We start from the raw sequence: 12233 nt of genomic DNA on the forward strand, positions 1-12233 counted from the left end.
TCAGCCTGGAGAGACGAGAGGCCGGCGTTCTGCCGGCCTTTTTGCGTTCCCGCCATCGGCAGGGGCCGCGCATGATTCGCGCAGGACCAGCTCCGTCGGTATGATGATTTCGCGCGGCGTCGGCGGGCGCTTGGAGTGGATGCGGCGCATCAGCAGTTCCGCGGCGGCAGCGCCCATTTCGCGCTTGGGCAGGTGAAGCGTGCTGAGATTGATGCGGCGCAGCCGTGCTAGATCGATATCGTCGCAGCCGAGCAGCGACAAGTCTTGCGGAATGGACAGGCCGAGTTCGCTTGCCGCATCCTGCACACCGAGCGCGCAGACATCGTTGCTGGCGATCACCGCCGTTGGCCGCTTCGAGAGTGTGGCGAAGTAGTGCATGGCGTCATAGCCGGCCTCGACGGTGTAGTCGCCGCGATAGATCAGGTCGGGGTCCTCGTCGCAGCCGAGGTCAGCGATGGTCGCCTCGAAGGCTTCGAAACGTTCCTGCGCCGTGCTGGAGGTTCCTGGGCCGGTCACGAGGCCGATCCGGCGGTGGCCGAGCCCGTGCAGGTAGGTCACGCTGTCGCGCATGCCCTGAAGATTGTCAGAGCCAACGTAGTCGTCGCGAAAACGTGAAGAACGGCGCTGGATGAGCACGAAGGGCGTCTTGCCGTCGAGCAGCTTGCGCACCTCCGGCGTGTCGCAGTGCTGGGAGATCAGGATCATGCCGTCCACCTGGCGATCCAGCAGCGTCTGCATCTGGCTGACCTGGCGCTCGACGAGCTCGTCGGTGTTGCAGAGCAGGATTGTACAGCCCTCGCGCACGGCGATGTCGTCGATGCCGCGGATAAATTCCGGGATGGCGGGATTGCTGACATCGGGCACCAGCACGCCGATGGTTGAACTCAGCTTCATGCGCAGCGAGCGCGCCACGGCGGAGGGTCGATAACCCAGCCGTTCAGCGGCTTCCTTCACCTGGCGGCGGGTTTCCTCGTTAACGTGCCGCTTGCCGGCCAACGCATTCGAGACCGTCGAAACCGCATGTCCGGTCGCCGCAGCCACATCCCTGATTGTAATCCGGCCATTGTCGGGCACGCTTCAAACTCCAGTTGCAGAACCGATTTTATCGTGGCGCTATTTTCACGGCGCCAAGCGACATTAGCTGAGAATCGTCGGCGGAAATAGTCAAATACTAACATTGACAGGTCGCGGGCAGGGGGCTAATCAAAACGACGAAAACCGTTTCTCGAAAAACGTTTTCTGAGGCGTGGAGGCCTCTTTCCGGTGGAGGAGTTTCAGGATGCAGCAGGACCGTCTGCGAACGGCGCTAGTAGGATGCGGGGCGTTTGCCAATGCCGCGCTGCTTCCAGCGATGCGCATGGCTGATATCGACATCGTGGCAGTCTGCGACCCGGATGCGGCGCGCGCTGAAGCGACGATGCGGGCTGCCGGCGCCGGCGCCTGCTACGCCGACATGTCCGCTATGCTGGCCGCGGAAACGGTGGATGCTGTCGTCATGGCTGTCGGCCCGACGATCTATCCCACACTCGCCGTGCAAGCCTTTGCCCACGGCGTTCATGTTTTCGTCGAGAAGCCGCCGGCGATCACGCTTGCCGAGGGCGAGGCGATGGCGCTGGCCGCAAGAAAGGCCGGCCGGCAACTCATCGTCGGCTTCATGAAGCGCTTCGCGACCGGCTACCGCATGGCGAAGGACATTTCCGATACGGCGGATTTCGGCGCGGTACAGATGGTGAGCGCGCGCATCACCTCCGGCGTCTGGACGCCGGCCTGGTCGAAGACCTTGACGCCGTTCTCCTTCGTGCTCGATCACAGCGTGCACTTTCTCGATCTGATGCGCTTCTTCGGCGGCCCGGTCGATTGGGTCTCGGCCGTCAAGACACAGGCATCCGATGAGCGGTTCGGTTTCGCGGTGCTGCTCGGTTATGCCAGCGGGGCGGCCGGGCTGCTTGAAATATCGAATTACGAAAGCCGTGGCGTGCCGAACGAGCGCGTGCAGATCACCGGCTCGAAGGGCGCCAGCGTCACAGTCGAAAACGTCACGCGCGTCACCTATACACGGGATGCCGAACCCATGGTGCCCGGCCGCGCCTTCTCGCCGGAGCGCGAGCGCTTGATCTGGGAACCGAACATGACGAACATTTCCGGCGAGAACGCGTCGCTCGTCCACATGGGTTATGTCGGCGAGATGCGCAATCTCGCGGCCGGTCTTGCGGCGGGCAGCGCGGTCACCCCGTCCATCGAGGATGGCATCGCGGCGCTGGCTCTTGCCCATGCGGTCGTCGAAAGCGATGGCCGCCGTATCAATCTTCAAAATGCAGGTGAGTTTCAACATGTCGCTGTCCATTGATCTGAAAGGCCGTATCGCACTCGTCACGGGTGGCGGAACGGGGCTTGGGCGGGCCGGTGCGGATGCATTGGTGGCGGCAGGTGCAACCGTCATCATCGCCGGCCGGCGTCAGGATGTGCTCGAAAAGGCTGCGACCGAGGCGGGAGCGCAGGCGATGACCTGCGATGTCAGCGATGCAACGGAAACACGCGCGCTCGTCGAGCGTATTGTCGCCGAACACGGCAAGCTGGACATCCTCGTCAACGCCGCCGGCCTTAACATCCGCGGCGATTCGTTCGACTATGGCGTCGAGGACTGGGACAGGGTACATGCGATCAACACGCGCGGCCTGTTCTTCATGTCGCAGGCGGCCGGCCGCGTCATGCGCACCAATGGTTATGGCAAGATCATCAACATCGCCTCGATGGCAAGCGAGATCGGCATGCCGGCCATCGTCGCCTACGGGTCTTCGAAGGGCGGCGTCAAGCAGATCACGCAGGGCCTCGCCGTCGAATGGGCCAAGGCCGGCATCCGGGTGAATGCCATCGAGCCGGGCTGGTTCCGCACCGAACTCACCGAGCCGCTCTTCCACAACAAGGAATGGCTGGCGAAGGTAGAAAACCGCGTTCCGATGGGGCGTGCGGGAAATCCAGAAGAAGTCGGCGGCGCCATCGCTTTCCTTGCCAGCGCGCTCTCGGACTATATAACCGGCGCCGTTATCAAGGTCGACGGGGGAGCACTGGCAGCCTGATGCAAGAACAATCCGAAATCGTCGAAGCCCCAGAAAATCCGACGCTGCTCGAGCGTATCGGGGAAGCCGTCATCGTTCCGTTGATGCTCGCCATCATCGCAATAGGCTTTGCGTCCGTCTGCCTGCGTTATGTCTTCAACGGGCACTACGCGCTGTTCTGGTCGGAAGAGGTCATCCGCTATGCCTTCATCTGGCTGTTCTGGCTGGCCGCGCCGATCCTCGTCTGGCGGCGCGCCATGTTCACGGTCGACCTGTTCACCAACATGCTGCCGAAGCCCATACAGCGCGTCATCGCGATCCTTCTCGATCTTGCCGTCATCGTGCTGATGGGGACCTTCGTCTACTACGGCTGGCTGATGGCGCGCGTGAATGCGCCGCAATTGTCGTCGGCGCTGTCGCTGTCGCTCTTCTGGATCTATCTCGCCATTCCCGTCGGCGCGGCCCTCATCATATTTGCTACGATCGCACGCATGTTGCGCGACGTGCGTAACGGTGCACAGGAGGCAGGCCGATGACGCTCACACTCTTCGGCTGCTTCTTCCTCTTTCTGCTGCTCGGCCTGCCGGTGGCCTTCTCCACCGGTCTTGCGGCGCTCGTCGTCGTACTCAACTATCCCATCGTGCAGGAACGCCTGCTGATCACAAAAACCTTCGGCGGCATGGATTCTTTCACGCTGATGGCGATCCCGTTCTTCGTGCTGGCCGGCGAGGTCATGTCGCGCTCAGGCCTCACGCAACGCATCGTCGATTTGGCGATCGCCCTCGTCGGGCATTTTCGGGCAGGCCTTGCCTATGTCACGGTTATTTCCAATGTCATGATGGCGGGCGTTTCGGGCTCTGCGTCGGCCGACTGCGCTGCCACCGGCTCGATCCTGATCCCGGCCATGAAGGAGCAGGGCTACAAGCCGGAGTTCGCGGCGTTGATGGTGGCATTCTCGGCAATGATGGCGCCGCTTATCCCGCCGTCGATCTTCCTGATCATCTACGGCTCGATGTCCGGCGTTTCGATCGGACGGCTGTTCCTCGCTGGTATCATCCCGGGCCTGCTTGTCGGCTTTTCGCTGCTCATCCTCGCCTTTATCCTGACACGCTTCACGTCGTTCAAGGTGGAGACGGTAAAATTCTCCGGTCAACGCTTGAAGGAATCCGCTATGAAGGCGGGTTTTGCATTGGTCATGCCCTTCGTCATCATCGGCGGCATCCGGTTCGGCATCTTCACGCCGACGGAAGCCGGCATAGTCGCGGTGGTCTATGCGCTGTTCTACGGCTTCGTCATCGAACGCTCGCTGAACCTCAAGAACCTGCGCGAACTCACCATGTCGGCGGCCCTCTCCTCCGCCAACATCATGATGATCGTCGGCTTTTCAGCGGTCTTCGGCACCATTCTGGCCCTTGGCCGCTTCGAGCAGCAGATCACCTCGGTGCTGTTCTCGATCACCACAGAACCGCTGCTCGTCGTCACCATCCTTATCATCGTGCTGACGCTGATCGGCGGCCTGATGGACGAAGTATCGACCGCCGTGCTGTTCGTGCCCACGCTTGCGGCCATCGGCGTGCAGATGGGCTTCGATCCGGTGCAGTTCGGCGTCGTCATGGTGCTTGCCATCATGATGGGCGCGGTCATGCCGCCGGTCGGCACGCTGCTGTTCATCGGGGTCAGCATCGCGCGCATACCGCTGTCGCGCATCCTCGTGCTGGTCTGGGTGTTCCTGATCCCGCTGCTGCTGGTCAACCTGCTGATCGCATTCGTCCCGTTCTTCACAACCTATCTGCCGTCCTTCATGTGACGGTGCATCAAGGCTCAACGGAGGAGTAGAGCATGTTCGTAGAAAAACGTTTCTTGATGGGTGCGCTGACCGCACTCGCACTCGCCGCCAGCACCGCGCTGGCCCAGGCCGAAACAACGCTGACGCTTGGCGACATCTATGCGGCCGACCACAGCAACACGCTGGCCGACAAGCGCTTTGCCGAGCTGGTCGCCGAGCGCACCAATGGCGAGGTGAAGATCGAGGTCTATGGCGACGCCACGCTCGGCAATGAGCGCGAACTGGCGGAAAGCGTCGTTTCCGGCTCGGTCGACATCGCGCCGAGCGGCATGTCGGGCATCGGCCGCTTCTTCCCGGAATTGCAGGTCCTGGAGCTTCCTTATCTTTATAAGGACCTCGACCACATGCAGCGCGTTGCCGCGGTAATTGCGCCAGACGTGCAGGAAGCCTTCCAGGCACAGGGCGTGCGCAATCTCGGTTTCCTCTACCTCGGCCCCCGGTCGATCGCCAGCAAGAAGGCAATCAACACGATCGAGGACATGGACGGGCTGCGGATCCGCGTGCCGGAATCGCCTCTTTATATCGGCTTTGCCAAGGCACTGAATGCGGTTCCGACGCCGATCCCGTTCCCGGAAGTCTATTCCGCCATTGAGACGGGTGTTGCGGATGCGACGGAAGGCGAGCCGGCGACGCTCTCGACCACCAAATGGTACGAGACGACGAAGAGCGTGAGCCTAACCAAGCACATCTGGCACTTCCGCTTCATCCCGGTGAATTCGGCGAAGTTCGATGCGCTCCCCAAGGAACAGCAGGACGTGTTGGTAAACGCGGCTGCCGAGGCGCAGGCCTATCAGGCAAGCCTCGTTAACGACTTCAATGACAAGGCGCTCGACGAGATGAAGAAGGCCGGCGTGACCATCATCGAGACCCAGGGTCTCGACAAGTTCGCAGCCCGTCTTGCCACCTTCCAGGACGAGTTCGCCGCCAGCCTCGGCGACAAGGCCGTCGCGCTTCTCGCCAAGGTCCGCAGCGTTCAGTAACCCGCATTCTGCCCGCTGCCGCAGGGTGGCGGGCTCCCATCTCGACAAGGATTCGATTGACGATGACGCCCCCGACCTTCAAGGACCCGACCTACGAAAACGTCTATATCGGCGAGACCTTCGGACCGGTCGACCTCGTGCTCGACGACTTTTTCCTGCGCAGCTACGCCTATGCCCTCGACGATTACAGCGGCATGCGGATCGTCGACGGCATGGTCCAGCCGGTCGGCGCGGTACCGCCCCACATGATCGTGTCGGATCTCATGCAGATCTTCCTGACGGTCTACGACCGCGACAAGGTGGTGGGCCTGCACCAGAAGGAAGAGGTCATCCACTACAAGCCCGTGCCGGTTGGTGCAAAGCTGACGCTCACCGGTACCTATGTCGACAAATACATGAAGCGCGGGAAGGGTTATACGGTGCTGGAAAGCATCGCGCGGGACGAAGAGGGCGACATCGTCATCCTGCAACGATCGACGGAAGTCATGCGCATGCCTGAAGGCGTCAAGGTCGGCACGGGCTCGGCCGAGCCGGAGCGGCGGGTCAGCCCGCGTGCGCTACCGGCCGAGCGGGCAGGACGTGTCACCGCGGAAACGCCGGTTGGCACGGCGCTGCGGCCGATGATGAAACAGGTGCGCCAGGCCCAGATGTCCGTCTTCACCGGTGCCGAATTCCACAAGCAGGGCATCCACACCAATCTGGAGATCGCAAAGAAGGCGGGCCTGCGTGAATGCATCGCCCAGGGCATGATGGAATCCTGCTGGGCGTCGCAATATCTCGCAGGTCTCTTCGGCGAAAGCTTTCTTTCCACCGGCCGGCATTTCTCGACCTACCTCATGCCGATCTATCCGAAAGACGTGATCACGATCGAGGGCATCGTGACGAGTAGGGAACCGTTAGATGGTGGGACCAGCGTTGAGATTGAATATTGGCTGATTAATCAGGACAGCCAAACGACCGCGGTCGGGTTTGGCGCGGCGGTACTGTGATCATTTCATGCGACGTCAATTAATGGACGTTCGGAGTCTAGTTGGCGGCCTCAACCCCACCGGCTCGCGCTGACACCAAAAGCCCTCGCCAAGCGAAGGCCGCATACATGCGTTCCCCAAGCACAACGTTCCTTCGAAAAATTGGTTGTCCGATTTTCCGTCAGGAAATTGCGTGTCAGGAACGCGGCATTCCCAGTGGCCGGAGATGACGGCGCAGGGCGGCGATGCGGAAGATCGCGTTTGCCGCGCCATAGCCGCGATAGCCGCGCCGCTCGACGATCTCGAAGAAGAGACCCTCGCCGTAGGTGGGGCTGTAGAGCTGGAAATATTCGCCATGCTCGTCACGGTCGTAGAGGATGTTGCGGGCCTGCAGCCGTTCGGTGAGGGCGGGGTCGAGGCCGAAGCGCGCTTCAAGGTCGTCGTAGTAGTTCTGCGAGATGTCCAGAGCGACGAAACCGTTTGCGGCGAGCGCGTCGGCCGTCGCAAAAATGTTGTCGGTGGTGAAGGCGAGATGCTGGATGCCGGAGCCGAAGGTTTCGCTGATGAAGCGGCCGGCCACCGTGTTGCGGTTTTCCGCGCCGTTCATGGTGATGCGCAGCGATCCTTCGCCGTTCTCAACCACCTGGCTGCGCACCAGGCCCGACGGGTCGACGATGTCGACCATCGGCGTCTTCTCTGCCTCGAAGATCGCGGTGTAGAACAGCAGCCAGGTCAAAAGCTCGTCATAAGGCATGGTCTGGGCGACGTGATCGACGCGCCCGAGGCCGGCGTCCCGCATTCCCGGATCTTCCTCCACGGGATCGAACTCGATGTCCCAGATGCGGGCGAGTTCGCTCGTCCGGTCGAGGAAATAGAGCACGCCGCCGCCCACGCCGCGCACCGCCGGCATTTCGATCTCGCCGGGATCGAGCGGTTCTCCGAAGGCCTCGGCGCCGAGCGCGACGGCGCGCGCCTGCGCGGCCCTCCCATCCTCGACGAGAAGGCCCATCGCATAGGCGGAGGTGCCGTGCACGAGATAGGAGGAGCCGGCAAAGCCGCGCTCGTCGGCATTGACGACGATGCGGATATCGCCCTGCCGGAACACGGTGACGTTCTTCGATTTGTGGCGGGCCTCCCGGCGGAAGCCGAGGGTGGCGATCATGGCTTCGAGATCGGGTGCCTCTGCCTCGTCTACCGTGAACTCGACGAATGCGACCCCCTCCACGCGGCTGCGCGCCGGCATGGCCGGCACGTCGAGGGAGAGGCTGGGGTTGGCGCGGCGGATGCGGTCGCCGAGATAGACGAGGGAACGGTAACCGTCGACGGCAATCGCGCCCGGCGAGCCGCCGCGGAACTGGTCGTTGAAGATTTCGAGCGAGAGGTAGCCGTCATAGCCGGTCTCGGCCACGGCGGCCATGAAGGTCTCGACCGGCAAGTCCCCTTCGCCCGGCATGTTGCGGAAGTGGCGGCTCCAGTAGAGCAGGTCCATGTCGATCTTCGGCGCATCGGCAAGCTGGATGATGAAGATCTTTTCCTTCGGGATCGAGCGGATCGAGTTGACGTCGATTTTGCGCGCCAAAGTGTGAAAGCTGTCGAGGATCAGGCCGATATTGGGGTGGTCGGCCCGGCGCACGATTTCCCACGCGTCGCGGTGATCGTTGATGTGCCGGCCCCAGGCGAGCGCCTCATAGCCGACCCGAAGGCCGCGTTTTGCCGCGCGTTCGCCGAGTTCGTGGAAGTCGGCGGCGGCGCGGTCGAGCCCGCCGAGGGCGGCGCTGGAGACGTTCGAGCAGACCAGCACGAGATCGGTGCCCATATCCTGCATGAGGTCGAACTTGCGCTCGGCGCGGTCGAAGGTGCGGCTGCGCAGCGGCTCTGGCATCCCTTCGAAATCGCGGAAGGGCTGGAACAGCGTGATCTCCAGGCCGAAATCACGCACGATGCGGCCGAGCTGGCGCGGGCTTTCGTCGAAGACGAGAAAATCGTTCTCGAAAATCTCGACGCCGTCGAAGCCGGCCTTGGCGATGGCGCCGAGCTTTTCGCTGAGGTCGCCGCTGAGCGAGACGGTGGCGATCGAGGTCTTCATGGCGATGTCCTCCGGCGCTTCTCAGCGGGCGAGCATGTTGAAATGGGCGAGCATGCGGTTGGCATCGGGTTCGCGGCCGGTGAACAGCCGGAACGCGCCGACCGCCTGGAACACCGCCATGCCCCCGCCGTCGAGCGTGCGGCAGCCGTGGCGTTTCGCTTCGTGCAGCAGCGCGGTTTCGAGCGGGAAATAGACCACCTCAGCGACCCAGTGGCGCGGCGCGAGCAGATTGGCCGGCAGCGGCAGGCCGGGATATTTCGCCATGCCGGTTGGTGTCGCGTGGACGAGTCCCGTGGCGGCCCGCATGGCCGCGACTAGATTCTCGGCCGCCTCGACATGGGCTGCGGGAAAAAGCGCGGCCATGCTGTCTGCCAGGGTTGCGGCGCGTTCCGGCTCCCGGTCGAAAACCAGAAGCCTTTCCAGTCCCAGCGATAGCAGAGCATAGGCGGTCGCCGCGCCCGCTCCGCCAGCGCCGAGTTGCAACGCCGCGGATAGCTCGGCCTGCGGCAGGCCCCTGCGAAAACTTTCGGCAAAACCCCACCAGTCGGTATTGTGGCCGAAGCGCTTGCCGTCGCGCAGCACGACCGTGTTGACCGCGCCGAGATCGCGCGCCTGCGGCGATAGCTCATCGAGATGGGGAATGACGCTTTGCTTGCAGGGATGGGTGATGTTGAGCCCGGCAAGCCCGCGCGCCTCCGCCTCGCCGATCAGGCGCGGCAGGTCTTCAGGCGTGGCGCCGATCTGGTTGAGGTCGATCAGCGCATAGTCGTAGGAAAAACCCTGAGCCTCGCCCTCGCGCATATGCATGGCCGGGGTCAACGATGCCTGGATACCAGCACCGATCAGGCCGGCTTTCATCGGTTTGATGAGCGTGTCGATCATCTCTTGCAATCCATTGGGGTGTGGTCCGGCCCGCCCGTCCGGCGGGCCGGTTCCGGCGGGTTTACTGGCCGCGGATCGTTTCGAGTTCCTTGAAGAGGGCGGCGACCGTATCCGGGCCGATTTCGGCGCCGAATTTTTCGATCAGCGGCTTGACGGCGTCGCGCAGCTTCTGGGTTTCCTCGGGCGAAAGCTCGCTCACCTCCATGCCGGTCGCCTTGATGTCCGCGAGCGCCTTGGCGTCCACCTCGCGCGAGACCGTGCGCTGGTAGTCGCGGGCTTCCGCCGCGGTGGACTGGAAGAGCGCCTTCTCCTCGTCGTTGAGGCCGTCCCAGACCTTCTTGCTGATCAGCACGATCTGCGGGTTGTACTGGTGGCGGGTCACGGTCATGTATTTCTGCACTTCGAAGAATTTTGCATTGAGGATGTTGGCGGAGGGGTTCTCCTGGCCGTCGACGGTGCCGGTTTCGAGCGCGGTGTAGAGTTCGGTATAGGGCAGCGGCACGGCATTGGCGCCGAGGCTGTTGAACAGCTCGATCGGGATCGGCGACTGGATCGTGCGGATCTTCAGCCCCTTGATGTCCTCAAGCTTAGTCACCGGATGGCGGTTGTTGGTGAGGTTCCGGAAGCCGAGTTCCCAATAGCCGAGGCCGACGAGGCCAGTTTCGGGCAGAAGCTCCATGAGGCTCGTGCCGAAGGTGCCGTCCATCACCTTGTCGGCTTCCTCGCCGCTGTTGAAAAGGAAGGGCAGGTCGACCGCGCCGAATTGCTTGACGTTGCCGGCGAGGATACCGGCATTCAGCACGGTCATCTCGATGACGCCGCCCTGCAGCGCCGAAACGGTCTGCACGTCGCCGCCGAGAACGCCGCCCGGAAACAGCTTTACCTCGATCTTTCCGCCGCTCTTCTCCTTCATGAGTTCGGCGAACTTTTCCATGCCGGTCACCTGCGGATGACCCTTGTTGTTGGCGGCAGCGAATTTGAGCTGATGTTCGCGGATTTCCGCCGAGGCCGGCAAGGCGACAAGCAGGGCGAGCGGCACGATCGTTCCGAGCGCCAGTTTCTTCAGTGTATCGAACATGGTTTCCTCCCAGGTTTGGCCGTGCCTTTGCACTCGGCCGGTTGAGTTTCCGCGGCTCAGTGTCCCATCAGCGCCACGGGAACCGTGACGAGCTGTGGGAACAGCACGAGCAGCAGAAGCACGATGATTTCGGCGATGAGGAAGGGCATGACCCCCTTCATCAATTGCTCCATGCTGAGCTTGGAGACGCCGCAGATGACGTTGAGCACGGTACCGACGGGGGGCGTGATCAAGCCGATGGAATTGTTGATGATGAAAAGCACGCCGAAATAGACCGGATCGATGCCCGCCTCCCGGATGATCGGCATCAGCACCGGCGTCATGATCAGGATAGTCGGCGTCATGTCCATGGCGGTGCCCACCACCACGACCAGGGCCATGATGGCGAGCAGCAGCAGCGTCTGGTTGTCCATCAGCGGCCGGACGAGCGAGGCGAGTTCGCCGGGAACGTCGGCGACGGTGACGAGCCAGGCCGAGACGGCGGCGCAGGCGACGAGGAACATGACGACCGCCGTGATCTTCGCCGCCGCGACGAAGACGCCGAAGAGTTTGGCCGGCGGCAGTTCGCGATAGACGACCATCGCCACGAACAGCGAATAGACCGCCGCGACCACGCCCGCCTCCGTCGGCGTGAAGACGCCGAATTTCAGGCCGACGATGATGATGACAGGTAGCATCAGCGCCCAGATACTGTCGGTGAAGGCCTTCAGGCGGGCGCCGCCGCTCTGGCGCGGCGGCAGCGCGAATTGCTCCTTGCGGGCAACGAGCAGCCAGGTGAGGCAGAGCGCGCCGGCGATCATCAGGCCGGGAAAGATGCCGGCAAGGAAGAGTTTCATGATCGAGACCCCGCCGACGACGCCGTAGAGGATGAAGCCGATAGACGGGGGGATGATCGGCCCGATGACCGAGGCGGATGCGAGCAGCCCACCCGTCCTTGCCGGATCGTGGCCGGATTTCAGCATCATCGGATAGAGCAGGGCGCCGAGCGCAGCGGCATCGGCGACCGCCGAGCCCGAAAGGCTGGACAGGATGCAGGCCGCGAAGATGGCCACGAAGCCGAGCCCGCCGCGGATATGCCCGACCATCGCCATGGCAAGGTTGACGATACGCCGCGAAAGGCCGCCGGTGTTCATCACTTCCCCGGCCAGCAGGAAGAAGGGCACGGCCATCAGCGGAAAGCTGTCGGCGCCGTTGAGCACGTTCTGCGCCACGATCTGCGCATCGAAGAGACCGAGATACATCATCAGGGCAACGCCGCTGAGGATGAGGGCGAAGGCGATCGGCACGCCGAGCGCCATGGGCACGAGAAGGGCGCCGAGAAAGATCGAGACGGTCAT

Annotated in this window: 11 protein-coding genes; 6 read left to right on the top strand and 5 right to left on the bottom strand. The window is 62.9% G+C overall.

What is annotated here, in order from left to right:
- Positions 1-1074: a LacI family DNA-binding transcriptional regulator gene (locus GB927_RS25985; RefSeq protein ID WP_256120130.1), complete on the bottom strand. Its 1074-nt coding sequence runs from the start codon at positions 1072-1074 to the stop codon at positions 1-3.
- Positions 1075-1279: 205 nt separating this feature from the next.
- On the opposite strand from GB927_RS25985, the gene GB927_RS25990 reads away from it, so the two are divergent.
- The 6 genes from GB927_RS25990 to GB927_RS26015 all read left to right on the top strand — a co-directional run bounded on the left by GB927_RS25990 (position 1280) and on the right by GB927_RS26015 (position 6871).
- Positions 1280-2347, top strand: coding sequence for a Gfo/Idh/MocA family oxidoreductase (locus tag GB927_RS25990; protein ID WP_256120131.1), 1068 nt, complete (start codon positions 1280-1282; stop codon positions 2345-2347).
- On the top strand, positions 2331-3077 hold the full coding sequence (locus tag GB927_RS25995; RefSeq protein WP_256120132.1) for an SDR family NAD(P)-dependent oxidoreductase: 747 nt from the start codon (positions 2331-2333) through the stop codon (positions 3075-3077). Before GB927_RS25990 ends, GB927_RS25995 begins: the two co-directional genes overlap by 17 nt.
- Positions 3077-3592, top strand: coding sequence for a TRAP transporter small permease (locus GB927_RS26000; protein ID WP_256120133.1), 516 nt, complete (start codon positions 3077-3079; stop codon positions 3590-3592). The genes GB927_RS25995 and GB927_RS26000 overlap by 1 nt, the downstream gene beginning before the upstream one ends.
- Entirely contained in the window at positions 3589-4863 is a 1275-nt protein-coding gene (locus tag GB927_RS26005; protein ID WP_256120134.1) for a TRAP transporter large permease, read from the top strand. The genes GB927_RS26000 and GB927_RS26005 overlap by 4 nt, the downstream gene beginning before the upstream one ends.
- Before the next feature lie 32 nt (positions 4864-4895).
- Complete coding sequence (locus tag GB927_RS26010) at positions 4896-5882, top strand: TRAP transporter substrate-binding protein (protein ID WP_256120135.1); 987 nt, start codon at positions 4896-4898, stop codon at positions 5880-5882.
- Between the two features lie 62 nt (positions 5883-5944).
- Positions 5945-6871 (top strand): MaoC family dehydratase, encoded by a 927-nt coding sequence (locus GB927_RS26015; protein WP_256120136.1) that lies wholly within the window; start codon positions 5945-5947, stop codon positions 6869-6871.
- A gap of 175 nt (positions 6872-7046) precedes the next feature.
- Here GB927_RS26015 and GB927_RS26020 read toward each other — a convergent pair whose 3' ends face one another.
- From GB927_RS26020 to GB927_RS26035, 4 genes are all read right to left on the bottom strand, one after another.
- Positions 7047-8936, bottom strand: a complete 1890-nt coding sequence (locus GB927_RS26020; protein ID WP_256120137.1) for a bifunctional sugar phosphate isomerase/epimerase/4-hydroxyphenylpyruvate dioxygenase family protein — start codon at positions 8934-8936, stop codon at positions 7047-7049.
- A 21-nt stretch (positions 8937-8957) separates the two neighbouring features.
- Positions 8958-9818, bottom strand: coding sequence for a shikimate dehydrogenase (locus GB927_RS26025; protein WP_256120138.1), 861 nt, complete (start codon positions 9816-9818; stop codon positions 8958-8960).
- 61 nt (positions 9819-9879) lie between these two features.
- Positions 9880-10896: a TRAP transporter substrate-binding protein gene (locus GB927_RS26030; protein WP_256120139.1), complete on the bottom strand. Its 1017-nt coding sequence runs from the start codon at positions 10894-10896 to the stop codon at positions 9880-9882.
- A gap of 56 nt (positions 10897-10952) precedes the next feature.
- Positions 10953-12233 (bottom strand): TRAP transporter large permease, encoded by a 1281-nt coding sequence (locus tag GB927_RS26035; protein WP_256120140.1) that lies wholly within the window; start codon positions 12231-12233, stop codon positions 10953-10955.

Origin of the sequence: Shinella lacus, assembly GCF_010994755.1 — a bacterium.
Taxonomy (GTDB): Bacteria; Pseudomonadota; Alphaproteobacteria; order Rhizobiales; family Rhizobiaceae; genus Shinella; species Shinella lacus.

Coding starts and splice junctions, on each gene's coding strand:
- GB927_RS25990 (WP_256120131.1), top strand. CDS start 1,280: ATGCAGCAGGACCGTCTGCGAACGGCGCTAGTAGGATGCGGGGCGTTT.
- GB927_RS25995 (WP_256120132.1), top strand. CDS start 2,331: ATGTCGCTGTCCATTGATCTGAAAGGCCGTATCGCACTCGTCACGGGT.
- GB927_RS26000 (WP_256120133.1), top strand. CDS start 3,077: ATGCAAGAACAATCCGAAATCGTCGAAGCCCCAGAAAATCCGACGCTG.
- GB927_RS26005 (WP_256120134.1), top strand. CDS start 3,589: ATGACGCTCACACTCTTCGGCTGCTTCTTCCTCTTTCTGCTGCTCGGC.
- GB927_RS26010 (WP_256120135.1), top strand. CDS start 4,896: ATGTTCGTAGAAAAACGTTTCTTGATGGGTGCGCTGACCGCACTCGCA.
- GB927_RS26015 (WP_256120136.1), top strand. CDS start 5,945: ATGACGCCCCCGACCTTCAAGGACCCGACCTACGAAAACGTCTATATC.
- GB927_RS26020 (WP_256120137.1), bottom strand. CDS start 8,936: ATGAAGACCTCGATCGCCACCGTCTCGCTCAGCGGCGACCTCAGCGAA.
- GB927_RS26025 (WP_256120138.1), bottom strand. CDS start 9,818: ATGATCGACACGCTCATCAAACCGATGAAAGCCGGCCTGATCGGTGCT.
- GB927_RS26030 (WP_256120139.1), bottom strand. CDS start 10,896: ATGTTCGATACACTGAAGAAACTGGCGCTCGGAACGATCGTGCCGCTC.
- GB927_RS26035 (WP_256120140.1), bottom strand. CDS start 12,233: ATGACCGTCTCGATCTTTCTCGGCGCCCTTCTCGTGCCCATGGCGCTC.